This window comes from Francisella uliginis, assembly GCF_001895265.1.
Classification (GTDB): Bacteria; Pseudomonadota; Gammaproteobacteria; order Francisellales; family Francisellaceae; genus Francisella; species Francisella uliginis.
In genome coordinates this window covers 1,671,280-1,697,379 of the sequence record NZ_CP016796.1, presented here as the reverse complement: position 1 = coordinate 1,697,379, position 26,100 = coordinate 1,671,280, and the positions used below count along the sequence as shown (strand labels likewise).

Below are 26,100 nucleotides of genomic sequence, written 5' to 3'. Positions count from 1 at the left end.
TTTATGAGAAAGATCTTTTTTGCAGTAGTATTTATTTTTTCAGGATGCTTAGTTTTTGGTAATAGTATTGTTAAATATCCATTATTTGAATCTCAGCAGCTGTGTGATAGTGTAAAGCCATTCTGTGGTGATAATTGTACTAATAGCCCATTTTATCCAACATTATGCAAACCTACAAAACACGGTTCAGCTTGGTCAGGAGGAGGTGCAACTAGTGAGACAAAACAGTTATACTGTGCTAATGCTACATATGCTAACTGTCACTATTCAGGACCGCTATCTCCAACTGGGATAAATCCAAATAATCAAGCGCTACCATGTAAGGTTTCTAAAGATGGTAAAACTGCAAATTGCCGATGTAAGGTATTTAAAGGACCAAATTATGTGAATATTGATGGTATTATGAACCTTGGGGTATATTATCAGACTGTAGCAGTATGTGGCAAAGATGGCTCTAAATGTAAAAATCTATCAACCTGCAAACCAGATGGCAGTGGTAAATGTAAAGGTGTAGAAGCACCTGTATGTAAGTATATAGCTAAACAAAATAGTAATGATGATAGTATTTCTTTCATACCTGGAGCAGATCTAATTTCTACATATGGTTTTGCTATGAATAAAGATTATGATATTGCTAAGCCAGGTCAAGGAGTTAAGTGCCAAAATATCGATGTAGCTGGTTGTATGACACAGCCTTGTAAGTATGAAAAGGGCTCAAAAGAGTATGCGACTTGTAGTTGTCCTATTACAAAAATGAAATCTGTAGTATTAAGTCAAAAAGGAGTTTCTTGTAATTTACCAAAGGGGTATGTTTGGGAGTAGTTTTATTAGATCTTAGTTTTGATTATATTTAAAACTCTTCTTAGAGGTTCAGCCGCGCCCCAAAGTAGCTGGTCACCTACTGTAAAACAATGAAATATATCATCAGCTAATAAAGATGATTTAATACGTCCAATAGCAATATCAAGAGTTCCAGAAGTTGCCTGAGGTGTTAGATCTTTTAAAGTATCTTCTTTATTGTTCTCAATTACCTTAACCCATTGATTACCTTTAGAGATTTTCTCTTTAATTTCTTCGATAGTTAGCTTTTCCTTAAGCTTTATCGTTAGTGCTTGTGAGTGAGATCTTAGACTAGGCACTCTGACACATACACCATCAACGGGAATAGTTTTTTTAGTATCAAGGATTTTATTAAGTTCAGTTGCTGCTTTATATTCTTCTTTAGTTTGACCATTATCCATAGCAACATCTATCCAAGGCAGAAGATTATAAGCAAGTGTTTGTCCTGTCTTTTGCTGAGGTATTAGATTATCATCTTTTGATAGTTCGCGTAGAGTCTTTTCTCTTGTTAGGATATCTTGGTTTAAATCATCTGCTTTATTTAGTAAAGAAGCTTGTTCTAATAACTCCTGCATTGCTGCAGCACCTGAACCTGAAATAGCTTGGTAAGTACTAGAGTTAACCCATTCAATAAGATTTTCTTTTAATAATCCTGCAATTGCAAGAGACATTAAACTAACTGTACAGTTACTGCCAATAAAATCTTTTTTACCATCACGTATAGCATTAGTTATTTGGTCTTGATTTAAAGGATCTAAAACTAGAGTACTATTCTCATCTAAACGCAAAGTAGATGCAGCATCTATCCAAAAACCTTGCCAACCACTAGCTCTAAGTTTTGGATGAATATCTTTAGTATATTCACCACCTTGACAGCTTAATAATATGTCCATTTTGCTTAGCTGTTCAATATCAAAAGCATTTTGTAATACCCCATATTTTTGCATAAATCCCGTTGGATTTTGTCCAGCCTGAGATGTCGAGAAAAACGTTGGGGATATGTCATTAAAATCTTTTGATTCAACCATCCTAGACATCAAAACAGAGCCAACCATTCCTCTCCAACCAATAAAACCAACTCTAAGCATAAAATCCTCCATAATTACTAGTGATAAAACTTAATGATCAAGTATAATACAAAACTAACTAATTTAATATTTGTTAAAGCGAAAGGATAAGCATGATAGTACATAAGTTTGGAGGTAGTAGTCTCGCTACAGCAGAAAAAATAAAAAATGTATCGAATATTATAGATTGTAATGATGAAGCAGTGGTGGTTTCAGCATCAGCAAAAACTACTAGTAATTTACAAAAGGCTATAGATCAAGCAATAGTTGGTAATGACTATGATGAGACTCTTAATACAATTTTAGATCATCATCGTGAAATTATCGGAGAATTGATCCCAGAAGATGAAAATCTAAAAGCTTCAATAGTTGCAGATTTACGTAATATAAAACATATTTTAAGTACTATTACTATTACAAACTTTTGTGCAGATAATTTAAGATTTTTTATTTTAGGTTTTGGTGAAATATGGTCAGCGAGTATTTTAACAGCATATTTGAAATCAAAAGATAAAGATGCATTTTTTATAGATGCTTCGAAATGTTTGATTGTTAATGATAGTCATTCTCCTGTTACTGTTGATTGGCAATCAAGTTTAGAAAAACTAGATGCTATTAAAAAACAAAACCCTGCAAATGTATATGTAATAACAGGATTTATAGCTCAAAATAAATATGGCAAAAGAACTATTATAGGACTAAATTGTAGTGACTATTCAGCAGCAATTTTTGCAAAAATGTTGCAGGCTAGTAAATTATATATTTGGACAGATGTAGCCGGTGTTTATAGTGCAAATCCGCAAGTTGTGCCAGAAGCAAAACCATTAACTCAATTAACATATAAAGAAGCTCTAGAGTTAGCATATTTTGGTGCCTCAGTAGTACATCCTTTGACTATTGCACCAATGGCTCTAGAAAAAACTCCTATATATATAAAAAGTAGTTATGCACCAGATGAAAGTGGTACAAAAATAAGTGCAGATAAAGATGAAAATCAAGGACTTATAAAAGGTTTAACTAGTGTGCCAGATGTTGCTATTGTTAGAGTTCAAGGTGCTGGTATGATCGGAGTCTCTGGCATCTCTCTTAAAGTGTTTAAAGCTCTTGATAAAGCTAAGATATCTGTGATGATGATATCTCAAGCAAGCTCAGAATATACTATATGTTTTGCAGTTGAGAACTCAAGTAGTGACCGAGCAATAGAGGTTTTAAGAAGTGAGTTTGAAGAAGAGATAAGAAATAATCTTATTGAAGATATTATCGTTGAAAAACATTATTCTCTAATCACTGCAGTTGGTGAAGGTATGAAGTCAATAACAGGCTCTTTATCAAAGCTAGTCAACTCCCTTAAATTAGCAAATATAAATATACATGCCATTGCTCAAGGATCATCTGAGAGAAGTGTTACTTTTGCTGTTAAATCAGAAGATGAAGACCGTGGTGTCCAAGCGATGCATCGCCATTATAATACTATAAGTGATGATATTGCTATTGTGGTAATTGGTGCTGGGAATATTGGTAAAGAGTTTATCAAGCAGATGAAACAAACTTATCAAAAATGGTATGAAAAAGGTATAAACCTTGTACTTATCGGTGCTACTAACTCTAGACAGATGAGAGTTGTATATGAAAACTTACTATTTGAAAATATCGATAATTTGCTTGAGGAAAATGTTGAGCCAGTAAATTTAGAGAAATTAGCAGAGTTTATGTCTCGTGCCTCAGCAGTTAAGAAAATTGTTATAGATGCTACAGCAAGTGAAGCTGTTTCGAAAAGTTATACTAATTTCTTACAAAAAGGTATTAGTGTTGTAACACCGAATAAATATGCAAACTCTGGCAATTATGAGTTCTATCAAGAGTTAAGAAAAACAGCTAATAAAAGTGGCTCGATGTTTTTTTATGAGACAAACGTTTGTGCAGGTTTACCACTTATTACTACTTTACAAAATATGGTGCAAAGTGGTGACCAAGTTAAATCTATCAGTGGTATTTTCTCTGGGACATTAAGCTATTTATTTACTCAGCTAAATAATGGAGTAATATTCTCAGATGCTGTAAAAATGGCATATGATGCTGGTTATACAGAGCCAGATCCGCGTCAAGACTTATCTGGTATGGATGTCGCGAGAAAAACTATCATTCTAGCAAGAGAGATAGGTTTAAATCTTAGTCTAAATGATTTGACTATAGAGAATCTAGTTCCCCAGGAGCTAAGAGATTGTAGTGTTGAAGAGTTCTTTGAAAAGCTACCAACATTTAATGACCAGATAATGAAGCAAATAAATGATAAAAAACAGGATCTTGCAGGCGTTCATTATTTAGGATCTATAGAAAATGGAAATGCAAGTGTAGGTATTCAGGCTTATGATGAAACTAGTCCTTTTGCTAACGTTAAAGGCACAGATAATATCGTAATGATAAATACACAAAGATACACTCAACCAATGGTTATCCAAGGAGCTGGTGCTGGTATTGAGGTTACTGCTGCAGGTGTTTATGCAGATGTTATAACTGTAATAAGAGAAAAATAACTATGAAACTAGCTAATATAAAGTCTGCGAAAGCTTTTGCACCGGCTACTAGTGCTAATTTTGCGGTTGGCTATGATCTTTTAGGTTTTGCTCTAGAAGGCGTGGGCGATACTATAGAGCTTATTAAAAGGGATGATAATAACTTAGTTATAAAGCAAATAACTGGTACAACAGGAGCCGATAAGCTTCCATATGATAGTGATAAAAATGTTGCTACAGCTGTTATTAAAAAATTCCTAGCTGATAAAGATATAAATATAGGCTTTGATGTTTATATTAATAAAGGGATAACTCTTGGATCAGGTATGGGAGGCTCTGCGGCATCTTCAGTAGCAGCATTGGTGGCTATGAATGCTTTTTTTGAAAAGCCATATACTTATGATGAGCTAATAGATTATGCTATCTATGGGGAAAGCTTAATAACTGGTGCTTTTCATGGTGATAATGCAGTGCCTTGTATGTTTGGTGGTTTAGTTTTATTACAAAGCTCAAAACCATGCAGAAAAATACAATTACCAATTGCTGATTGTAAAGTTGCTATTGTATGTCCTGATTTATCAATTGAGACAAAACAAGCCCGCGAACTTTTAAAAGAACCATATAGTTTATCAACAGTTGTTGAGCATAGCGCGTCTTTAGCAACTGTAATAAGTGCTTTATATACGAAAGATTTAGATTTATTAAGCAATAACTTAAAAGATATACTTATTGAGCCAAGAAGAGCAAATTTAATCACAGGATTTTATGATGTCAAAGCTGCCGCATATGAAGCTGGTGCGCTTGGATGTGGGATATCAGGTTCTGGTCCTACAATGTTTGCACTGGCAACAGAAGATAATATTGCAAAAGTTGCTCAATCTATGCAAAATAAATTTAATGAATTTAATTTAAAATCTGATAGCTGGATTAGCTCTATGAGTGAAAAAGGCGCATATTTACTAGAGAAGAAATAATAAAGGTTATATATGAATTTTATTAGTACAAGAGATAAAGATATTAAAGTTTCACTAAGCGAAGCTATGCAGTCAGGTTTAGCTCCAGATGGTGGATTATTTGTCCCAGAAAGGTTCCCAACAGTTGATTGGCAGAATTTTGATAAAAATATAAGCTATGCTGAGTTTGCGGCAAACACATTAAGAGAGTTTTTTGAGGGTGATGAGTTAGAAAGTTCATTAGACAAAATTTGTAAGAATGCATTTACTTTTGCTGTGCCAGTAAAAAGATTGGATGATAATACTTCTGTTTTAGAACTTTTTCATGGTCCAACTTTGTCATTTAAGGACTTTGGTGCAAGGTTTTTAGCAAATTGCTTAAGTTCTATAGATAGTGATAAACCTTTTACTATTTTAGTTGCGACTTCTGGTGATACTGGATCTGCTGTGGCAGCGGCATTTCATGGTAAGAGTAATATCAGAGTGGTAGTAATGTTTCCTCAAGGTAAAATTTCTCAAAGACAGGAAAAACAAATAACTTGTTGGAGTGATAATATCCAAGCTGTAGAAGTTGAGGGTGTTTTTGATGACTGTCAGACATTGGTAAAAGAAGCATTTAAAACATCTTGGTGGACAGATAAGACAAAATTAAATACATCAAATAGTATAAATATAGGTAGATTGTTACCGCAATCAACTTATTATGCATATACATCTTGGCAGTATTTCTTAAAAACAGGTAAAAAAGCTAACTATATCGTACCATCTGGAAACATTGGTAATATAACAGCTGCTTTTTGGGCTAAACAAATGGGCTTTCCTATCGATGAAATATCAATGAGCTTAAATGCAAATGATACTGTCATAGACTATTTAAATACAGGTGAATTTAATCCAAGAGCAAGTGTTGAGACTTTAGCAAATGCTATGGATGTAGGTAATCCTAGCAACTTTGAGAGATTACTATATTTACTAGGTAATTATGAGAATTTCAAAAATAATGTAAAGGCTACGTGTGTATCAGATTCTGAGATAAAGGATGAAATAAAGCAAGTTTATAAGCAATATAACGAAGTTGTTTGTCCTCATACAGCAACTGGCTTTGTAGCTAGAAAGCAAAGTGATAGCAACAAAGATTATATAATTGTAGCTACTGCACATCCTGCTAAGTTTGAATCTGTAATTGAGCCAGTATTAAATATAGAAGTTGCTCCAACAGAATCTCTACAGCAGCTATTGGATAAAGAGCAGCACAAAGTATCAATAGATAAATCCATGAGTGAGCTCTGTGAAGTTTATTCAAAGGCTTTTGATGTTTAGTTTAATTCAGTAAAATATATAAATTACGACTTATTCGTAGAATCTATTTGAAAACTATAATTTAATATTATCAATAATAGAAAGAATTCTATAAAAAATCATTGTCATCCTCGCGGTCACTGAGCGTAGTCGAATGTGGACACGGGGATCTCCTGACTATTTAAAAGATTCCAGCCTTCGCAGGGAACGATTGCGAGTCATTAAATCAACACTTTTGAGACATGTGATCAAGAACCTGTTTTTTTGAAGAAGATAGATTTACCCAAAATATAATCCAAAGAATAAAAGAGGCTAAAATTGCAACTAAGCCAATTAAAGGAATCATAGATAAGAAGCTAATACCAAAGTAACAATAAAACAAAGTTGGGTTGTAAATTGCCGTTGCACCGGTATTCTTAGAGAAAGTTTTTGCCTGTTCAGATATTTTAGTAACACAAACGATAATAGCTACCATATTCCATAATGGTACTAGTTGAGTCCAAAACCAAGCTCCACTAATTTTATCTGTTTGATTTGCATCACTATAAGCATTAGATAAGCTTTGTTGCGACATAATATATCTAACAGAAATAAATATGTAAATAGCAAAGAAGATTAGAAATATTATTATAGGAAGCAGAATCGCTCCAGCAGAATTTTGATAGTTATTATAATCTGCAGCCATTGCGATAGATGATAGTCCAGTTAGACTAGAAAAAATGATTAGCAAATTTTTAAACATTACCTTATTCCTTATTTATCATAGTATTTAGTTGATACTAGTTACTTGAGTAATATCTCCATCTTTAGATATTTTTATATAATTACCATTTTTAAACCAATCTCCTAATACATACCTAGTATACTCATCAGCAATATGTATTGCCATTTTATGCGTATGACCATGGATTACAATATCACAGTCTTTGCGATATTTATTGATGCCTTTAGTAGTTACATCAATATTAGGCTTTTGTGTATTTTTAGAATAGCTATGGCCACGAGCTGTTTTAGCTAATCTTTGGCGAAAAAATAATGGCAGTCTTAAAAATATAAATTGTAAAACCCTATTTCTAGCTAAAGATCTATAAAACAAATAGCTTTTATCATCACCACACATGCGATCTCCATGAGCTAAAACTATTTTTTTATTAGCGATATCTAAATAATAAGGATCTTTGATTAATTTAACACCAGTTTGTTGAGTGAATTTCTTACCAATTAGAAAATCGCGATTTCCATGCATAAAAAAGATTTCTAAACCTTTGTCATGTGCTTGTTTTAGGTATCCCGTAATTTGGTGATAAAACTCATCTGTATGATCATCACCTATCCAATAATCAAAAAAATCACCGAGAATATAAAGACAATTATTTTCAGATGAGATACTTTCTATGAACTTTTTAAATATCTCAGCAGTTTCAGTATGAGAAATATTTAGGTGTAAATCTGCGATTATATATATATCTTTATTATGAGCCATACTTTTCACGATAATCTTTAAATTTGTTAATCATTTCTTGATCAAGATTTTCTTTAACGTACTCAAATATAGTTTCAAAATTTGTTACTGCTAGTACTGGTATATTAAAGTCTTGAGAGATTTTTTTTGTTGCTGAGATATCACTATCTTTAGCTTTTTCTTGGCGGTCAATAGACAATATAACGCCAGCAATTTTTGCGTTTATTGTTTTAAGCTTATTATATGATTCATAGAATGCTGTGCCAGCTGTCATTACATCATCTACTAATAAAACCTTTTTATCTGTCATATTAGCGCCAACAAAAATACCACCTTCGCCATGAGCTTTTGCTTCTTTACGGTCAAAGGCATAAGGGATATCTATATCATATTTAAGAGCTAAAACTGTTGAAATAGCAGCGACCAAAGGTATTCCTTTGTATGCAGGACCGAATAAAATATCATATTTAATATTACTTTGAGCAATTTTCTGGGCGTAATAATCTGCTAATGTTGCAAGTTGATTACCAGAGTTAAACAAGCCAGCATTAAAAAAATAAGGACTTATACGTCCTGATTTTAGAGTGAATTCTCCAAATTTAAGAACTTCACTTTTAAGTGCAAACTCTATAAACATAATTCATCCTTAGAATACCAAAATATTGATATAAGTATAAATAATAATTTACATAATACCAAGATAATCTATATCACAACAATTGTTGCTTAGACTAGAAACTGTATAAAAAACTACAAGTATATTTAAAATTTATAAACTGTTATAATTTAGCTAATTGAAAAATCTTTAAAATGATTAATGTCAAAACATATTCATATCTTAGGTATCTGCGGAACCTTTATGGGATCTCTTGCAGTTTTAGCAAAACAAAAAGGTTATAAAGTCACAGGTTCTGATACTAATGTTTATCCTCCGATGAGCACTTATCTTGAGTCCCAAGGAATCGAAATATTACAAGGATTTGATTGTTCACAATTAGATATAAATCCAGATGAAATTATTATTGGTAACATTATGACTAGAGGTGTGCCAATAATAGAAAGAATCCTAGAAGAAAAATTAAATTATTTCTCAGGTCCTGAGTGGTTATATCAAAATATTCTTAAATATAAAAAAGTTATTGCGATAGCTGGAACTCATGGTAAAACCACTACCACAACGATGACTATAAAGATACTTGAACAAGCAGGTTTAAATCCTAGCTTTTTGGTTGGTGGTGTTAGTAGTGATTTTGGGGTTTCGTCTCGTTATACTGATTCTGAATATTTCGTTATTGAAGCAGATGAGTATGATACAGCATTCTTTGATAAGCGTTCAAAATTGATACACTATGATCCGAGTATTTTAGTTATAAATAACATTGAATATGATCATGCTGATATTTTTAAAGATATAGATGCGATATATTGGCAGTTTCATCAGCTTATTAGAAAAATGCCAGCTAATGCCAATATTATTTATAATGCAATAGATAAAAATGTACAAAATATTATAGCAATGGGCTGTTGGTCTAGAACTACAAAAGTTAATTCGCCTGAAGATATTCATATTTGTGAGAATTTACCTGATTTTTCTGAGTTTAAGCTAAGTAATAATAAGCAAGGTGTAGATATCTCGTGGGGATTAATAGGTCAACATAATGCATTAAATGCTATGAGTGCTTATGCTGTAGCAAAACAGCTAAATATCTCAGATGATTATATTAAAGAAGCTTTAGCGAGTTTTAAAGGTGTCAAAAGGCGTTTAGAAGTTTTATCTAACAAAGATAATATTACTTTGTATGATGATTTTGCACATCACCCAACATCTATAAAGCTAACTATAGAAGCTGTGCGTAACAAAGATCCAAAAGCTTATATTTTAGCTTTAATTGATCCTCGTTCAAATACTATGAGACAAGGTGATAACAAAGATAATCTTCCTATGGCAATAGTTGGGGCAGATCAAGTACTTTTATATAATCACAGCCTATTAAAATGGGATGCTAAAGAGCTTTTGAAAAACTCGAATAATGTTAGTTTTATGACTAGTGTGGAAGATTTTATTAAAAATATTAAAAACTTAATAACTAAACATCAAAATAGAAATATTCAGATTGTTATGATGAGTAATGGCTCATTTGATGGTTTAAGAGAAAAGCTAGTTGAGCTTGTGGAGGCATAAGTGAGTAGTTTAATTTATGGAATACATGCGGTAGATAGTTTGGTTGAGTCAAATCAAGCTAAAGAAGTGATTGTATTTAAAAAACAAAATGTCAATCATAAGATTGAAAGTATTATTGCTAATGCTAAATCAAAAGATATTAAAATCACTTTTGTTGATAATTTTAAAGCATTACCTAGCCGTATTAGAAAAGATGTTAATCATCAAAATATTTTTGCGATAGAAAAAAACAATTTTAAGACTTATTCAGAAAAGGATATCGAAAGTTTAATTCCTAGTGATAAAAATGCTTTTGTTCTAATACTAGATAGTGTTCAAGATCCTCATAATTTTGGAGCTTGTATTCGTAGTGCCCATTCTGCTGGAGTTGATTTTATTATTGTACCTAAAGATAATAGTGCACCAATAAATGCAACAGTTAAAAAAGTTGCTTGTGGGGCTGCTGAACATACAAAAATAATTGTAGTTACCAATCTAGCTAGAGCAATTGAAAAACTAAAAGAGCAAGGTGTTTGGATTATTGGTTTAGCTGGTGAGGCAGACGAGAGTTTATATGATATGAACTTAAGTGATTCTATCGCGATAATTGCAGGTGCAGAAGGTAGCGGTATGCGCCAGCGAACAAAAGCAAGTTGTGATTTTTTAGCTAAATTACCAATGTTTGGTGAGGTTTCAAGCTTAAATGTCTCAGTAGCTACTGGTATAGCCTTATATGAGACTGTAAGACAGAGGATTTAACTATCGTTAGGTTCTCTTGAAAGCTTTGCTAAATACAATATAGCTATTGTAATTAGTATAATAATTAACTGTTGTATGGGAAGGTTTGATAATAGCTTATGTCCAGCCGAAAGGCTCATTATAAAGTTTGCAAATCCTGCTAATGAGAATTTAAAGAAGTTATTTAGCGCTGTAGCAGCTCCAAAGTTAACAGAGACTAGCTGTAAAGATTCGCTTAATAGTGATGTTGAGCTTAAACTTACGCCATAACATATAATTAGCATTAAAATCATAAAAATGTATGCATGGTTAAATCCAGTATAATTATGTATCAGCATCATTAATACACCAGTAAGGGAAATGCTAAGTCCAGCATATGAAAATGCTTTTAGTGGGAAGGATTCACTAAGTTTTTTTAAAGTGAAGTTTGCTAAGACTAATCCTATTACAGTTATAGCAAAGTAGAGCATATATAAAACATACCCAGTATTATAAACTTTTAGATAGATTATTGAAGATGCTCCAACATAACTAAAAAAAGCAGCAAATAATAGTCCAGAACAGAGAGTATATGCTATAAATTTTATATTTTTAAAATGACAGAAATAAGCTGTGAATAATTTTTTTATAGATTTTTGTCTTTGTTCAATAGGATGTGTCTCGGGCATTATACTACAAAGAGCTAGTAGCACTATTCCAAAAATAAATAAAAAGTAAAATGAGCTTTGCCAACTTGCTGTTAGAACTATCAATCCAGTTCCAATCATGGGTGAAATCATAGGTGCGATTAGCATTATTATTGATAGGCTTGCTATAGTTGTTGTCAATTTTTTGCCATTATAGCAATCTCTGGCTATTGCTAATGCTATTACAGTTCCTGATGAATCTGTCAGACCTTGGATTAGCCTAAATATTGCAAGCTGTGAGAAGCTTTGGCTATGAGCACATAGTAAAGTACTTATTATGTACAGTGACATTCCTAAGATTAGACAACGCTTTCTGCCATATTTGTCAGATAGAGATCCCCATAAGAGCATACCGATTGAGAATCCTATGAAATATGTTGTAAATGTAAAAATTACATCATTAGGGTGAATATTGAAATGTTTGGCAATATTAGGAATTGCTGGAGCATAAGTGTTTACAGCAAAAGGAGGTAACATTGCTAAAAAAGCTAATGTTAGTAGAAATATTTTACTATCTTTTTTTACCATTATGAAAGAAACCCTTAAAGATCTACGAAAGTGATAATTTAACAGCTAAGTATTTTAGCAAACAAAGCTATTAAAGAAAGGATTTTATTTTAGCATGTTGATTATGTAAGTTTAGCTGTAGTTATTCGATATCAAGAATTTTCTTTATGTTAAAATATTAAGATAAATTTTATACTGCTTCTCAGACTTTATGCAATTTGCTTTTTTAAATAGTAATAAGTATGCGAAAATTAACGCTCTTAAAGCATCTATTGCTGTGATGCTAGGATATTCACTTGGCCGTTTTTTAGGTGATGCTTTAGATATTCAAAGAATGTATTTATGGATTGTAATAACCATATTAGTTGTTATGTCAACTCAGCCAAACTTAGGGGGAGCATTAGATAAGGCTCTTATGAGGTTTTTAGGTACAGTTGTTGGAGCTATAGTTGCAATAATAATTACAGCAATAATTCCTGTTGGATTTTCTCAGGTAACATTAGTTTTACCATTTATATTCTTAGCAGTTTACGTTGCAGGGGCTTCGAAATATAGCTATGCAGGAACTTTAGCTGGAATTACTCTATTAATTATAATTTTAAATCAACAACCTAGTTTGCAAACTGCTATATATAGAGCGGTAGAGATATCTTTAGGTATAACAATTTCCTTAATTGTAAATAGATTTATCTTGCCTATAAGGGCTGAGACTAGACTTAAAGAGAGCTTTGCCAAAACAATTTATCAAATACATGATTTTTTTGATATTCTTTTTATCGAGCGTAATCATTCGCATAGGAAGCTTAGAGAGAGTATTTTTCATGAGTTTGCTAAACACCTAACTCTCATTAAAGAGTTAAAGTATGAAAAATCTGCTAAAAATGTCCGTGAATTTGAAAAAATGAGTCTTTATATACGTAGGCTATATAGATATATGATTGTTATGTATGAATATATAGAAGCATCATTTGATCCCAAAACTATAGAAATTTTAGATAAAGAACCTGCATTTTTTGAGTTTAAGAAATATATTATGCAATCTTTAACAGATATTTCTAATGATATTAAAGCTAGGAAAAGAATAAGTTATACGGAGTTATTACGCTTTGAGAAACATATATTACCTTTATTAAAAGATGTGGATATTTTAAATCACAAAGATGAAAGTTTTACTTTTTATATCAATATGTTTCTTAATGCTCTAAAAAGGTTATCTTTAGAATACAATTATATTTTACAAATTTCAAAATATTGATTAAATAGAATCTTTAGGATACTATGTAGCCTTGAAATTTTATCATTACATTTTTATTTATATGAGGTTTAATATATTATGAATCTTCACTCAAGGAATGTTTTAATTCCGGTGCTTATAGTAACAATTATTGTTGATATTATGGGGGCTGGCTTAGTTTTTCCAATAATGCCATCTTTATTCTTTGGTAAAGCATGTATCACATTTGGCGACCCTGGTGGGAACTTCCAAAACTGGTATTATTCAATAGCTTTAGCTTGTTGGCCATTAGGCCTACTTATAGGCTGTCCGATAATAGGGGAATTATCAGATAAATATGGTCGTAAAATTATATTAACAGTCGCACTATCAACAACATGTATTTCATATATGTTATCGGCATATGCGATATATTCTCATGATTATTTACTATTTATTTCAAGTAGGTTTATTAGTGGTTTAGCTGGAGGAGCTTTTGAGATCGCTCAAGCAGCAGTTATTGATATATCCTCAGAAGAAGAAAAATCCAAAAATCTAGGGTATATTACAATGGCAGCATCTTTAGGTTTTGTAGTTGGGCCTATTGTAACTAGTTTTGTTTCAGTCATGAGTATTAATCACATAATACCATTTATATTTGCAGCTGTACTATCTCTTATTAATATTGTATTTATTACAATAATTATGAAAAAAGATCTGCCTAAAAACCCTGGTTTAGTAATTGAACTAGGAACAATATATAAAACTATATCGTTTTTATTATCAGATAAAAGAGTTAGGCTAATAGGAGTCGTTTATTTACTTATACAATGTGCTTGGGGATTCTATGGTCAAGGTGTGGCACTCTTCTTAAACTTAACTTACAATTATAGTATATCAATGACAGGTCTTTTCTATGCTGTTATGGGATTATCTACAGCTATTGCAAGTATAACAATTCAGCCTAAAATTTTTGCTAAATCAACAAAGCAAGTTGCTTTTGTCAGATCGGCTGTTATTTGTGGTATAGGTTTTGCGCTAGTTTCTATTTTAACTAGCCAAGGAGTACAATGGTTACTGGCTGTAGTGCTATCTGCTGCACAGTTAATTTGTTATACAGCATTGTTATCAATGATATCTGCGGCAGTTACGGATAAAGAGCAGGGTAAAGCAATGGGTGCAGCAGGAGCAGGATTTGGATTAGCTTGGTTCTTAAATGACATTATGATGGGGCATTTATCAGCAATATCGCCATCATCACCTATATCATTTGGTTCAATTATGTACTTTAGTGCCGCAATTATTTTTGTATTTTCTATTAAAATATTGCGTGAAAGGGTAAAATAATAGCCAATCTAATTAATATTGTGTTATTTTCTTAAATGCAGTTAATATCTTTAAAAAATATAAGTCTTAATTTTGGTACACATATAGTCTTAGATCAAGTTGATCTTGATATATCAAAAGGGCAAAGAATTTGCTTAATTGGTCGTAACGGTACTGGTAAATCATCTTTATTAAAAGTTATTGAAGGAAAGGTTACTCCAGATGATGGTGAAATTATAGTTCATAATAATGCTAGGGTTGCTAGTATGATCCAAGAGGTTCCTAGTGATATTGATGGGAGTATTGGCGATGTTATACTTCAAGGTTTAGGAGATCTCGGGAATAAGTTAATCTCATATCAGAACGTTTTAGAGTGTAATCCTCAGTCATTAGAGTTAGAATCTCTACATAAATATATAGATGAAAATCATGGTTGGGGTTATCTTAACGATACAGAAGTTTTGGCATCTAAACTTAGCCTTGATTCAAAAGCCCAATTTAAAGATCTTTCAGGTGGTATGAAAAGGCGAGTAATTCTTGCTCGAGCATTGATAAATAAACCTGATTTATTACTTTTAGATGAGCCGACAAACCATCTTGATATAGATTCTATTAAATGGTTAGAAGAATTTTTAGCTAATTTTGGTGGAGCTATACTCTTTATTACGCATGATAGAAAATTTTTAAATAGTGTTGCAAAAAGTATTATTGAACTAGATAGAGGACATTTATATTCTTTTGATGGGAACTACACTAAGTTTTTAGAGAAAAAAGAGCAGATTTTAGATGCGCAAGAAAAGGCTAATAGTGAGTTTGATAAGAAGCTAGCTCAAGAAGAAGCATGGATTCGTCAAGGTATAAAAGCTCGACGAACTAGAAATGAAGGACGAGTTAGAGCCTTAGAGCAAATGAGACGTGAGCGTAAACAAAGACGTGAAGGTGTTGGTAAAGCTGATATTAAAGTTGCTCAAGCTGAGAAATCTTCTAAGAAAGTTATCCAAGCAAATAGTATTGGTTTTGAGTATCAAGGTAATTACCTTTTTAAAGATTTCTCAGCGGAGATTCACAAATCAGATAAAATTGCGATAATAGGGCAAAATGGCTGCGGAAAAACTACTCTTTTAAACTGTTTATTAGGCGTTGAGAATCCAACTCAAGGTGATGTGGTATTAGCAGATAATATTAAAATAGCATATTTTGATCAGCTAAGAGACCAGTTAGATGAGAGCTTAAGTATTATTGATAATGTTAAAGAAGGTTCTGATTTTCTTAATATAAACGGTAAAGAAACTCATGTAATAACATATCTACAGAAATTTTTATTTACACCTGAGAGACTACATTCTCCGATTACACACTTATCAGGCGGAGAGAAAAATCGTTTATTATTAGCTAAAATCTTATCTAAGCCTAGTAATGTTATAGTTCTTGATGAGCCTACTAATGATCTAGATATTGAAACATTAGAAATTCTAGAGGAAATGCTAATAAACTACCAAGGTACTGTAATTTTAGTTAGTCATGATAGAGAATTTATAAATAACGTAGCAACAAGCTCAATAGTATTTGAGCAAGGTCAATTAAACGAATATGTTGGTGGCTATGATGATTGGTTATCACAACAAAAGCAAGTTGAGCAAACCAAAGCTCCTAAGAAAGCTGATGAGCCAAAAAATAAACTAACATATGAGCAACGTAAGCAATTACGAAACCTGCCTAATCAAATAGAGAAGTTAGAAAATAATATCTCTAAGATAGAGGCACAAATGGGTGAGTTAGATTTTTATCAAAAATCTCAACAAGAAATAACAAAAACTCAAAATCAATTAGATCAGCTCAATCAAGAATTAGAAGAAAAATACACACTTTGGGAAGAGCTTCTAGAGCTTGAATAGATCTCATCTGAAAGTATGCAATATTCACTTTATAAGAGTTTATATGTTATTATTCTAAGTAGTTTAGTTCAAAAACAGTATTAATGAAAACTTATAAACGTGACATTCATGATCAAGTAGAAGAAAGAAAGGTTCTATCAATAACGGCTTTAGCAGAATTTGCTGAAAGATATGGATACTATGTAGTTCAATCTTTGTTGATATTCTTTTTAATTGAAAGGTTTGGTATTTCGCAAGAGACATCAGCTTCTTTAGTTGGGACAACTTTAGCAATGATTTATATTTCGGCAATAGTTGGAGGATATATCGCGGAGAGATTTTTAGGATATTATAGGTCTGGTTTACTTGGTTCTGTTATGATGCTTTTAGGCTTTTTTCTTTTAGCTTCAACAACAAGTGAGAGCGCATTGTGTTTGGGGTTAAGCTTTATATGTATAAGTAGTGGGCTTATCAAATCTAATATGGCTGCTTTTATTGGTAGATTCTATGATAGATCATCTTTTGATAATTCTCGCAGAGATTTTGGATTTAATATTTTCTATATGGGTATAAATCTTGGTGGTTTCTTAGGTCTTGTATTAGCAATGTCACTTAAAGATCATTTCGGTTATGGGGTAGCGTTTTATAGCAGTATGGTTGTGAACTTTGTGATGCTTATATTTTTATCAATTGGTTATAGATTTATAAACAAACATATGATGGAGGTACAGATAACAATTACAACTATAGTTAGAGTAATGTTGATCTTGTTTTTATATATAACCTTATTGTTTTATGTTTTTAATTCACCAGATGTTGCTAACTTTTCTGTTTTGGCATCTGTAATAATTTCTTTATTTGTTTTGCTTTTTTCAGTTCGTAAGAGTAGTTGGAATAGAGTTTTTGTAGCAACTATATTCTTTTCTTTATCAATTGTTTATTGGGCTTTATATTTTCAAATGTTTATAAGTTTACTTTTATTTACAGAGTATGCTGTAAAAGAATATTTGTTGAATTCTAGTCAATTATTGAGTGTGGTATCTGTAACAATTCTTCTTTTCGCTGTAGTTATGGGTAAGCTTTGGATATTTCTAGGCCGTAAGGGCTATATGACTAATGATATTGATAAATTTAACTTAGCTTTTGTAATAATGACTGTAAGCTTCTTGGTTATTTTAATGTTTATTCATGCAACGCCAGTAGCTACAAAGGTCAGTCCATTTGCTTTTATTGTAGGATATTTTTTAATCGGAATATCAGAGTTATGTTTGTCTGCTATTGGCTTGTCACTAATTACAAAAATAGCCCCTAAAGGTTTTGTGGCTTTATATATGGGAATATGGTTAATTACTCTAGGAGTAGGAGGCAAGCTAGGAGGATTAATTTCTAGTTATTTCTATATTCCAGAAAATAATGTAGTTTTAGCAAAAACAAATATTGCTGATGCTCTTGATACATTTGTAGTAACTGCAGTTATTGTATCATTATCAATTTTATTAATTAGGAAATATGTCAATAAGTATGTAGGGTAAGTATAATTTATATTAATTATAACTATTTAGTTTCCCAAGTATTTCTAAGAGTTACAGTTCTATTGAAGACAAGTTTATTTTTTGAGCAATCTTGATTATCAGCTATAAAATATCCAGTTCTATTAAATTGAAAACGCTCTTCAGGCTTTACATCTTCAAGAGATTTTTCAACCTTAGCATTATTTATAATCTGTAAAGATTCTGGGTTAATAATATCTTCAATTTTATCGAAGCTACCAGGGTTCTCATCATTAAATAAACGGTCATAAACTCTTACTTCTGCGTCTAAACAATTGTTAGCATCAACCCAATGGATTATACCATTTGGTTTTTTACCATCTTTTGGTTTTTTGCCACCTAATGTTTCTGGCAAGTATGAACATTTTAGCTCAGTAACATTCCCAGATTCATCAGTTATAACCTCAAAACATTCTATTACATAAGCATTTATTAGACGAACCCTACCATTTGGACTAAGTTTTTTCATACCTTTTTCTAGCTCAAACACAAAATCATCTCTTTCGATAAAGATTTCTGAAGATATTGTAATATCACGACGACCAAAATCAGGATTTTGAGGATGATTTGGTACGTTTAGTTCATGAGTTGGTATATCTGTAATAGTTACTTTTATAGGATCTAGGACAGCATTTTTTCTTAATGTGTTTTTATTTAGATCATCACGAATAGATTCTTCCAAAACAGATACATCTATTACAGAGTCTTGTTTTGATATTCCGACTAACTCACAAAAGTTACGAATTGATTCAGGAGTATATCCTCTACGACGATAGCCTTTAATTGTTGGCATACGCGGATCATCCCAACCATTGACAAGCTTATTATCAACTAAATATTTTAGCTTTCTTTTACTCGTGATTGTATAATTTAAATTAAGCCTTGAAAACTCAATCTGTTGCGGCTTGGTTTCAAACTCTGTTTCAGAGACTATCCAATCATAAAAAGGTCTTTGATCTTGAAACTCTAAAGTACATAAAGAGTGTGTTATACCTTCAATAGCATCCTCTAATGGGTGGGCAAAGCTATACATTGGATAGATACACCATTTATCACCAGTTTTAGGATGATTTGAGAATTTTATTCTATATAAGGCTGGGTCTCTTAGGTTTATATTACCTGAAGTCATATCTATCTTAGCTCTTAATGTCTTGCTTCCTTCAGAAAACTTGCCGTTCTTCATTGCTTCAAAAAGCTCTAGGTTTTCTTCAACAGAGCGATTCCTATATGGACTATCTTTTCCAGCTTCTTTTAGTGTCCCACGATATTCTCTAACTTCTTCAGCTGATAAGTCACAAACATAAGCCTTGCCTTTTTTAATAAGTAATATAGCTAGCTGATACATTTTATCAAAATACTCAGAAGCAAAATGAGGCTCGTTCTGCCATTTAAATCCTAACCACTGTACATCTTCTTGAATAGCATTTATGTACTCGATGTCTTCTTTATCTGGATTAGTGTCATCAAAGCGTAAATTACATTTACCATTAAACTCTTCTGCAATACCAAAATTTAGGCATATAGATTTTGCATGACCTATGTGTAAATATCCATTTGGTTCAGGAGGGAATCTAGTTAGTACATCAAAAATTTTCTTGGTACCTAGATCTTTTTTTATAATATTTTTTATAAAATTAGTCTTGTTTTTCTTATTCTCATTACTCATGATTTTTTATCTAGAAATAGTTGAGTTAATAAATTTATTAATAGTTTACTTTATTCATAAAACAATAACATATTTTTTTGAAAAAAAAGTATATACTGGCTATAATTTTCACTTAAAAGCTAATCGTTATTTAAGCTAGGGAACTTTGCTAATGGATCCTTCCACCGTAGATGATAATAAATATTTATATACTGCAAAAAATGTATATCGAAATCTATCTTTAGATCAACTTGCAAAACATGCTAAAAAAAGTTGTGGTTTTGTACAGCATGAAGGTAAGGCTCTTGTTGTAGATAGTGGTAGTATCAAAGGAAGACTTCCTGATGATAAGTATATTGTAGAAACCAAATATGCGAAAAAGAATGTATGGTGGAATGAGGAAGGCTCTGATAATAAAAAGTTAAAAAGAAAAAATTGGAAGCTTATTAAGCAAAAGCTTTGTAATGATGTCTCACAGAAAGATTTGTTTGTTGTCGATGGTTTTTATAATCATGATGAAAAAAATAGGATTGCTGTTAGGCTAATAACGACTGAAGCTTCAGCTGCTTATTTCTTTAAGTTAGTTACAATACCCAATAATTGTGAGCAAAATAAGCTTGAGCCACAATGGGTTATGATGCATTCTCCAGAAACAGAAATTGAAAATTATGAGGAGCTTGAGTTAAATTCATCAAAAGTTGTTGCTACAAACTTAAAACAACGTGAAAGTATACTTGTTGGAACCTATTATTTAGCTGAGATAAATAAGGTGCTTTTATCTGTTATGAGCTATTATTTATCTTTAAATGATATTGGTGTTTTTTATTGTGCAGTAGGCGTTGATGAGCAAGCAAAAAGTAGTATGTTTTTTGGGCTATCTGGTAGTGGTAAAACGACATTAGCCTTGGACAAGCACAAAACTCTTGTAACCAATGAAGCTGTTGCTTGGACAGAAATGCGTGGTATATATAGTTTAGAGTCTGGGCTAACTATTAAGTCTGCAAGCTTCAAAAAAGATGATCCGCGTATTGTTGACTCGTTAAAAGGAGATCTTTTAATAGAAAATCCTAATTTTGATGAAAATCAAAGTATTATATTTGGTCAGAAGAGTAAATCTCAAAGTAATACTTATGTAACTTTCTCGCGAGAAAATTTTGATAGTGTTGTAAATACTGATAATCCTAGCACAATAATATTTCTTGTTAAGGATGCAAAAGGTATCCTACCAAGAGTTGCAAAATTAAGTAAGGGTCAGGCAATTTACTATTTTTTATCTGGATATACATGTACGTCAACTGGTGTCGAGTCAGGTGTTACAGAGCCTAAGCCAGAGTTTTCAAGTTGTTATGCGCAGCCATTTTTATTACTTAGACCAACCAGATATGCGAGTATTTTACGTCAAAGATTAAAACATAGTAATGCTAATATCTATATGGTTAATGTTGGTTGGATTGATGGGGATTATAAAACAGGTAGAAGAGTTCCTACTGAAGAAACAAAGACTATCGTTGACTATTTATTAAACAAGCCAGAAAATGTGAGCTTTAAATTTGAAAGGCAAAAATATTTTAATTTTAAAGCATTAACTTCAATCCATGATAATAATGAAGTGTTTCATCTAAATAATATTTGGGATGATAAATCTGAATATAAAAAGCAATACAAGGCATTAGCAAAAAGTTTTATCAAAAACTATACTCAATTTGAAAATGATGAATTTGCATTAAAATATAAGAAATTTGAACCAGATATCTAATAGTTAGTTTTGCTGGCTATATGAAAAATACTCTTTATTTATTATAATATCTTTAATGTGTATAAATTTCTAAAAAAATGTTAATTTATCTTTTTAAGTGGCTTAGTCATTATTTCAGTGGCTTAGAAGTATTCAGTAGTTATATTTCTATCAGAATTATTATGATTTCTATAACATCTTTACTGTTGACTCTCTTTTTGGGAGGACCAATGATTCGTTGGTTGCAAAAAATGCAGATAGGTCAAGTTGTCAGAGATGATGGTCCAGAAAGTCATTTTTCTAAAAAGAATACACCAACAATGGGAGGTGTATTAATACTATCATCTATAGTTATATCCTCACTATTATGGGGCGATTTATCAAGTATTTATTTATGGATCTTAATATTAGTAGTAGTTTTTTTTGGAGCTATTGGTTTTATTGATGATTACTTAAAGTTAGTGCTTAAGAATCCTAAAGGACTAAGAGCAAAACACAAATTTGCATTGCAAACAATATTCTCAATTATATTAGCTGTAGTTTTATTTTATCTTCTATCAAAAGATGGTCAGATGAGTTTATCTATACCATTTTCTAAGAGCTTATATATACCAATGGGAATTATTTTATTTATAGTTCTAACATTTTTTATTATTAATGGTAGTAGTAATGCAGTTAATCTGACAGATGGTTTAGATGGTTTAGCCATAGTTCCAGTTGTGCTTGTGGCTATGGGACTAGGAATATATGCATATATTGAAACTAATAGCACTTTAGCTAATTATCTTTTATTTAGTTATTTAGGTAATCCAGGGCTTGCTGAGGTAGCAATTTTCTGTGCAGCAGTTTGTGGTTCAGGTCTGGCATTTTTATGGTTTAACTCATATCCTGCTGAGGTTTTTATGGGTGATGTTGGCTCATTAACATTAGGAGCAGTTTTAGGGGTTATAGCTATTATGATTCGCCAAGAGTTGATATTTTTTATAATGGGTTTACTTTTTGTAGTAGAAGCTTTATCTGTGATGTTACAAGTAGGTTCATATAAGCTTAGAAATGGTAAGAGAGTCTTTAGAATGGCACCAATCCATCATCATTTTGAGCTGAAAGGGTGGCCTGAAACAAAGGTCGTAGTGCGTTTCTGGATAATATCATTAATACTTTTTTTAATTGGTTTAGCTGCTATTAAGGTTCGATGATGTTTAGTTTTCATTTTAACGACGTTAAAATCTCTAAATTACTAATGGTTGGGTATGGAGTTACAGGAAAGTCTGTATGCGATTTTCTAGCAAATTTTATTGATATTGAAGTTGACATATCACAGAGTGATGAGGATTTTGGTCATTACGATTTTGATAGCTATGACCTAATAACAGTTAGTCCAGGAATACCTCTCAATAAATCTCCATATAGAGTATTATCTAAATATAAAGATAAGATTGTTAGTGATATTGATATATTTTATCAATATATTAAAAATACAAAAGCTAAGACTATTGCAATAACTGGCTCAAATGGTAAGAGTACAGTAGTTACTCTACTTGATTTTATACTTAGAGAATTAGGTTATAAAAGTATTTTAGTTGGTAATATTGGGACACCAGCACTAAATAAAATAGATGAGAAATTTGATTACTGTGTTATAGAGGCATCAAGTTTTCAAATAGATATATTTCACTCTGTAAAATTTGATATTGGCTGTGTTATTAATGTATCACCAGACCACCTAGATAGATATGCAAGCTTTGGTGAATATAAACAATCAAAGTTGAATTTAGCAAATTTTAGCAAAGATTTCTTTGTATATGATGTTCATAATAATGGTATTAAATATGCAGGAGAATATGAAATAGTAAGATCAAGCATATATAAAAATGCTACAAAGTTATTAGATATCTCTGAAACTAATTTATTTGGTGAACATAACTTAGAGAATATTATTGTTGTTTTAAACATATTAGATAAGTTAGGTTTAGATATTTTTAAAGCGGTAGGTGCTATTAAAAAATTCAAAGGCTTAGCACACCGTTGTAAGATTGTGAAAAACATAAATGGAATAACGTATATAAATGACTCTAAAGGTACAAACGTTGGTGCTACAGTAGCAGCACTTAATAGTATAACTAGTACCAAAAGCATTATATTATTATTAGGTGGCGTAGCTAAGGGTGGAGACTTTAGCCTTATGACAGAGTCATTAAAAAAATATGTCAAATATGTTTTTATATATGGACAAGATAAGGAATATATAAAAGAGTCTATAAAAGATACTTGTAAATACGAACTATGTGATAATATGCATCAAGCTTTTGAGTTAGCTAGTAGAAAATCACAAGATAGTGAAATAGTTTTATTATCTCCAGCATGTGCAAGTTTTGATGAGTTTGATAATTATGTAAAACGAGGCGAAGCTTTTGAAGATTATGTTAGACAATTAAAACATATAGGAAGCTAGAAGTGTTATATAGGTTAAAACTTCTACTAAGTAGAAAAAATGTCAAAAGAGAACGTGTAAGGGCAAAGCTTGAAATAGATATTTCGATAGTTTTTATAATGCTAGGGCTACTTACTTTCGGTTGGGTTATGGTTACTTCAGCATCGATGATTGATGCATTATATGACTTTAATGATCCTTATCATTATTCTATAAGACAGGGTCTTTTTGCAATTATCTCGATATTTTTGTTCCTACTGGCCTTGCTTGTACCTACGAAAAACTATGAAAAAAATTATAATGCATTTTTCTTTATAATGCTTTTAATTTTAGTTGCGGTGCTTGTTCCGGGATTAGGTAAGAGTGTTAATGGAGCTAGACGTTGGATACCTCTTCTAATTATCAATATTCAGGTTGCTGAGCTAGCAAAACTTTTAGCAATTATATTTTTCTCTGGCTATATTGCTACAAATTTAAAAAATATGGGGAATTTTAAGGAAGGTATTCTTACTCCAATATCATTATTAGGGTGTATTGCTATACTTTTATTAATGCAGCCAGACTTTGGTTCTACTGTTGTAATATCAATGTGTGTTATGGGAATGTTATTTGTTTCGGGTAATAAAGTACGTTGGTATGGATTACTTTTGGTAGCAATGGTTTTGATGGCTTCAATGTTGGTTATTATTTCTCCATATAGGATGCATAGGATTACCGGTTTTTTACATCCATGGGAAAATGCAAATGGCTCGGGGTATCAGTTAGTTCAAGCACTTATTGGCTTTGGTAGAGGAGGCTGGTTTGGTGATGGTTTAGGTAATGGTATACAAAAACAGTTTTTCTTGCCGGAGGCGCATACCGACTTTATCACTTCTGTAATAGCAGAAGAGATTGGTGTTTTTGGGTTGATGGTTTTATTATTGGTTTATTTATTTATTGCCTTTAAAGCTATAAATATTGCTAAATTAGCTTTTGAATTAAAAAGATATTATCAAGCCTTTTTATCTTATGGGATAGGCTTTTGGATTAGTTTCCAAGTTTTTGTAAATGTTGGTGTAAACACAGGTTTATTACCAACAAAAGGTTTAACTTTACCTCTAATAAGTTATGGAGGAAGTAGTTTATTGATAATGTGTTATACTTTGGGCATCTTAGTTAGAGTTGACTTCGAAAACAAGCTTTTAGCGGATACAATAAATCCTAGATATGTATATAAGAAAGTTAAATAATTTAAGATTTACAGTTTTATATTATTCTCATTTTGATCTCTTATAGCTTGTTCTGATTTAAAGTATTTAAATTCATTGACTCTAGATTTTGATATAGGATCATTTTCATCAATATCTATAGCAGGGTGGCACATTATTAGTCCACCATCTTTAATTTCAGCATAAGCTTTTAGCATAACTTTTCTAAAGTCTTGATTGCTATTCTCAAGTGAATATATTCCGGAAAAGCTGGTATTATGTTTAATGTTATTATCTACTAATAGTTTGTTGAATTTCTTAGCACCACTACGATAAATTATTAATGATTTAAAATCTGATTTGTCCATATTTAGGGTTGAGCGAATATATGTTTGTTTTTCAAACATATTAAAGTCTTTATATAAATCTATGACAACTTTTCGAATAATAGGGAAGTGATGTACATGCTGGTGTCCATCAATAAAATCTGGTAGGCCTCCCCATTGATCTATAAAATTATCTATCTGAGCTTTTAGCTCGTTATAAACATCAGTATATTTTATTGATCTAAGCTTTGATTTCGCTAGTAATTTAGATAATGGTAAAAACTCTTTATTTTTACTTATAGAAGTAGCTTTTGTAAAAGGTGCTCCTTCAGTTAGATTCAGATGTATCCCAACATGAATGAAATCACTATATATTTTTTTTAAATTAGTGATTCCATATTTTAAAGCAGGCATATTTGACATACAACTTGTAGCGTTAATAATTTTTTTTTCTAATAGATCAAGAATGCCTTTATTGACATTATCACTTAGACCAAAATCATCGGCGCAAATTACTATTTTTTTAGACATGATAAAATCACTTAATATTGTAAATATTATTGGTTACTAGTATATATTTTATACTT

General features: G+C 31.5%; 21 protein-coding genes. 14 read left to right on the top strand and 7 right to left on the bottom strand.

Features of this window, described 5'->3' with window-relative positions; all coding sequences use genetic code 11:
* The first annotated feature begins 3 nt into the window (after positions 1-3).
* Positions 4-822 (top strand): hypothetical protein, encoded by an 819-nt coding sequence (locus F7310_RS07970; protein WP_072713063.1) that lies wholly within the window; start codon positions 4-6, stop codon positions 820-822.
* 5 nt (positions 823-827) lie between these two features.
* On the opposite strand, the gene asd is transcribed toward F7310_RS07970, so the two are convergent.
* Positions 828-1,928: an aspartate-semialdehyde dehydrogenase gene (gene asd, locus F7310_RS07965; protein WP_072713062.1), complete on the bottom strand. Its 1,101-nt coding sequence runs from the start codon at positions 1,926-1,928 to the stop codon at positions 828-830.
* 92 nt (positions 1,929-2,020) lie between these two features.
* On the opposite strand from asd, the gene thrA reads away from it, so the two are divergent.
* Genes thrA through thrC form a run of 3 tightly spaced genes read left to right on the top strand, consistent with a single transcriptional unit; the run spans position 2,021 to position 6,693 of the window.
* Positions 2,021-4,441 (top strand): bifunctional aspartate kinase/homoserine dehydrogenase I, encoded by a 2,421-nt coding sequence (gene thrA / locus F7310_RS07960; RefSeq protein ID WP_072713060.1) that lies wholly within the window; start codon positions 2,021-2,023, stop codon positions 4,439-4,441.
* A gap of 2 nt (positions 4,442-4,443) precedes the next feature.
* Entirely contained in the window at positions 4,444-5,394 is a 951-nt protein-coding gene (locus F7310_RS07955) for a homoserine kinase (RefSeq protein ID WP_072713059.1), read from the top strand.
* 12 nt (positions 5,395-5,406) lie between these two features.
* Positions 5,407-6,693: a threonine synthase gene (gene thrC / locus F7310_RS07950; protein WP_072713057.1), complete on the top strand. Its 1,287-nt coding sequence runs from the start codon at positions 5,407-5,409 to the stop codon at positions 6,691-6,693.
* Positions 6,694-6,898: 205 nt separating this feature from the next.
* On the opposite strand, the gene F7310_RS07945 is transcribed toward thrC, so the two are convergent.
* The 3 genes from F7310_RS07945 to pyrE are packed head-to-tail and all read right to left on the bottom strand — an operon-like array spanning position 6,899 to position 8,771.
* Positions 6,899-7,414: a hypothetical protein gene (locus tag F7310_RS07945; RefSeq protein WP_072713055.1), complete on the bottom strand. Its 516-nt coding sequence runs from the start codon at positions 7,412-7,414 to the stop codon at positions 6,899-6,901.
* Positions 7,415-7,441: 27 nt separating this feature from the next.
* The gene (locus F7310_RS07940; RefSeq protein WP_072713053.1) at positions 7,442-8,155 is read right to left on the bottom strand and encodes a UDP-2,3-diacylglucosamine diphosphatase; all 714 of its coding nucleotides are present in this window, start codon (positions 8,153-8,155) and stop codon (positions 7,442-7,444) included.
* Positions 8,145-8,771: an orotate phosphoribosyltransferase gene (gene pyrE, locus F7310_RS07935; RefSeq protein ID WP_072713051.1), complete on the bottom strand. Its 627-nt coding sequence runs from the start codon at positions 8,769-8,771 to the stop codon at positions 8,145-8,147. The genes F7310_RS07940 and pyrE overlap by 11 nt, the downstream gene beginning before the upstream one ends.
* A 180-nt stretch (positions 8,772-8,951) precedes the next feature.
* On the opposite strand from pyrE, the gene mpl reads away from it, so the two are divergent.
* Positions 8,952-10,316 carry a UDP-N-acetylmuramate:L-alanyl-gamma-D-glutamyl-meso-diaminopimelate ligase gene (mpl, locus tag F7310_RS07930; protein ID WP_072713050.1) on the top strand — a complete coding sequence of 455 codons (1,365 nt, stop codon included), beginning with the start codon at positions 8,952-8,954 and terminating at the stop codon, positions 10,314-10,316.
* Positions 10,317-11,054 carry a 23S rRNA (guanosine(2251)-2'-O)-methyltransferase RlmB gene (gene rlmB, locus F7310_RS07925; protein ID WP_072713048.1) on the top strand — a complete coding sequence of 246 codons (738 nt, stop codon included), beginning with the start codon at positions 10,317-10,319 and terminating at the stop codon, positions 11,052-11,054. It begins immediately after the preceding gene.
* On the opposite strand, the gene F7310_RS07920 is transcribed toward rlmB, so the two are convergent.
* Positions 11,051-12,247 carry a multidrug effflux MFS transporter gene (locus F7310_RS07920; protein WP_072713046.1) on the bottom strand — a complete coding sequence of 399 codons (1,197 nt, stop codon included), beginning with the start codon at positions 12,245-12,247 and terminating at the stop codon, positions 11,051-11,053. The two genes, rlmB and F7310_RS07920, sit on opposite strands and share 4 nt — an antisense overlap.
* Positions 12,248-12,437: 190 nt before the next feature.
* Here F7310_RS07920 and F7310_RS07915 point away from each other — a divergent pair, with 190 nt between their 5' ends.
* The 4 genes from F7310_RS07915 (at position 12,438) to F7310_RS07900 (ending at position 18,171) form a co-directional block, all read left to right on the top strand.
* The gene (locus F7310_RS07915; protein ID WP_072713045.1) at positions 12,438-13,481 is read left to right on the top strand and encodes an FUSC family protein; all 1,044 of its coding nucleotides are present in this window, start codon (positions 12,438-12,440) and stop codon (positions 13,479-13,481) included.
* Positions 13,482-13,559: 78 nt separating this feature from the next.
* On the top strand, positions 13,560-14,786 hold the full coding sequence (locus tag F7310_RS07910; protein WP_072713044.1) for an MFS transporter: 1,227 nt from the start codon (positions 13,560-13,562) through the stop codon (positions 14,784-14,786).
* Positions 14,787-14,821: 35 nt separating this feature from the next.
* The gene (locus tag F7310_RS07905) at positions 14,822-16,660 is read left to right on the top strand and encodes an ATP-binding cassette domain-containing protein (protein WP_072713042.1); all 1,839 of its coding nucleotides are present in this window, start codon (positions 14,822-14,824) and stop codon (positions 16,658-16,660) included.
* An 83-nt stretch (positions 16,661-16,743) separates the two neighbouring features.
* On the top strand, positions 16,744-18,171 hold the full coding sequence (locus F7310_RS07900; RefSeq protein ID WP_072713041.1) for a peptide MFS transporter: 1,428 nt from the start codon (positions 16,744-16,746) through the stop codon (positions 18,169-18,171).
* 22 nt (positions 18,172-18,193) lie between these two features.
* On the opposite strand, the gene F7310_RS07895 is transcribed toward F7310_RS07900, so the two are convergent.
* Positions 18,194-19,855 carry a glutamine--tRNA ligase/YqeY domain fusion protein gene (locus F7310_RS07895; protein WP_072713039.1) on the bottom strand — a complete coding sequence of 554 codons (1,662 nt, stop codon included), beginning with the start codon at positions 19,853-19,855 and terminating at the stop codon, positions 18,194-18,196.
* Positions 19,856-20,006: 151 nt separating this feature from the next.
* On the opposite strand from F7310_RS07895, the gene F7310_RS07890 reads away from it, so the two are divergent.
* The 4 genes from F7310_RS07890 (at position 20,007) to ftsW (ending at position 25,229) form a co-directional block, all read left to right on the top strand.
* Positions 20,007-21,590: a phosphoenolpyruvate carboxykinase (ATP) gene (locus F7310_RS07890; protein WP_072713037.1), complete on the top strand. Its 1,584-nt coding sequence runs from the start codon at positions 20,007-20,009 to the stop codon at positions 21,588-21,590.
* Between the two features lie 77 nt (positions 21,591-21,667).
* Entirely contained in the window at positions 21,668-22,765 is a 1,098-nt protein-coding gene (gene mraY / locus F7310_RS07885; RefSeq protein WP_072713036.1) for a phospho-N-acetylmuramoyl-pentapeptide-transferase, read from the top strand.
* Positions 22,765-24,021 (top strand): UDP-N-acetylmuramoyl-L-alanine--D-glutamate ligase, encoded by a 1,257-nt coding sequence (murD, locus tag F7310_RS07880; protein ID WP_072713034.1) that lies wholly within the window; start codon positions 22,765-22,767, stop codon positions 24,019-24,021. The genes mraY and murD overlap by 1 nt, the downstream gene beginning before the upstream one ends.
* Positions 24,022-24,023: 2 nt before the next feature.
* A complete protein-coding gene (gene ftsW, locus F7310_RS07875; RefSeq protein WP_072713032.1) occupies positions 24,024-25,229 on the top strand; it encodes a putative lipid II flippase FtsW in 1,206 nt (401 codons plus the stop codon).
* An 8-nt stretch (positions 25,230-25,237) separates the two neighbouring features.
* Here ftsW and naxD read toward each other — a convergent pair whose 3' ends face one another.
* Positions 25,238-26,044 carry an N-acetylhexosamine deacetylase NaxD gene (naxD, locus tag F7310_RS07870; RefSeq protein WP_072713031.1) on the bottom strand — a complete coding sequence of 269 codons (807 nt, stop codon included), beginning with the start codon at positions 26,042-26,044 and terminating at the stop codon, positions 25,238-25,240.
* Between the last annotated feature and the right edge of the window lie 56 nt (positions 26,045-26,100).

What these genes read in the sequence shown, in the direction of transcription:
- F7310_RS07895 (WP_072713039.1), bottom strand. Translation starts at nt 19,855, where the DNA reads ATGAGTAATGAGAATAAGAAAAACAAGACTAATTTTATAAAAAATATT.
- pyrE (WP_072713051.1), bottom strand. Translation starts at nt 8,771, where the DNA reads ATGTTTATAGAGTTTGCACTTAAAAGTGAAGTTCTTAAATTTGGAGAA.
- thrA (WP_072713060.1), top strand. Translation starts at nt 2,021, where the DNA reads ATGATAGTACATAAGTTTGGAGGTAGTAGTCTCGCTACAGCAGAAAAA.
- F7310_RS07910 (WP_072713044.1), top strand. Translation starts at nt 13,560, where the DNA reads ATGAATCTTCACTCAAGGAATGTTTTAATTCCGGTGCTTATAGTAACA.
- thrC (WP_072713057.1), top strand. Translation starts at nt 5,407, where the DNA reads ATGAATTTTATTAGTACAAGAGATAAAGATATTAAAGTTTCACTAAGC.
- F7310_RS07970 (WP_072713063.1), top strand. Translation starts at nt 4, where the DNA reads ATGAGAAAGATCTTTTTTGCAGTAGTATTTATTTTTTCAGGATGCTTA.
- F7310_RS07905 (WP_072713042.1), top strand. Translation starts at nt 14,822, where the DNA reads ATGCAGTTAATATCTTTAAAAAATATAAGTCTTAATTTTGGTACACAT.
- F7310_RS07915 (WP_072713045.1), top strand. Translation starts at nt 12,438, where the DNA reads ATGCAATTTGCTTTTTTAAATAGTAATAAGTATGCGAAAATTAACGCT.
- asd (WP_072713062.1), bottom strand. Translation starts at nt 1,928, where the DNA reads ATGCTTAGAGTTGGTTTTATTGGTTGGAGAGGAATGGTTGGCTCTGTT.
- F7310_RS07945 (WP_072713055.1), bottom strand. Translation starts at nt 7,414, where the DNA reads ATGTTTAAAAATTTGCTAATCATTTTTTCTAGTCTAACTGGACTATCA.
- F7310_RS07920 (WP_072713046.1), bottom strand. Translation starts at nt 12,247, where the DNA reads ATGGTAAAAAAAGATAGTAAAATATTTCTACTAACATTAGCTTTTTTA.
- F7310_RS07900 (WP_072713041.1), top strand. Translation starts at nt 16,744, where the DNA reads ATGAAAACTTATAAACGTGACATTCATGATCAAGTAGAAGAAAGAAAG.
- naxD (WP_072713031.1), bottom strand. Translation starts at nt 26,044, where the DNA reads ATGTCTAAAAAAATAGTAATTTGCGCCGATGATTTTGGTCTAAGTGAT.
- F7310_RS07890 (WP_072713037.1), top strand. Translation starts at nt 20,007, where the DNA reads ATGGATCCTTCCACCGTAGATGATAATAAATATTTATATACTGCAAAA.
- mraY (WP_072713036.1), top strand. Translation starts at nt 21,668, where the DNA reads ATGTTAATTTATCTTTTTAAGTGGCTTAGTCATTATTTCAGTGGCTTA.
- murD (WP_072713034.1), top strand. Translation starts at nt 22,765, where the DNA reads ATGTTTAGTTTTCATTTTAACGACGTTAAAATCTCTAAATTACTAATG.
- mpl (WP_072713050.1), top strand. Translation starts at nt 8,952, where the DNA reads ATGTCAAAACATATTCATATCTTAGGTATCTGCGGAACCTTTATGGGA.
- F7310_RS07955 (WP_072713059.1), top strand. Translation starts at nt 4,444, where the DNA reads ATGAAACTAGCTAATATAAAGTCTGCGAAAGCTTTTGCACCGGCTACT.
- F7310_RS07940 (WP_072713053.1), bottom strand. Translation starts at nt 8,155, where the DNA reads ATGGCTCATAATAAAGATATATATATAATCGCAGATTTACACCTAAAT.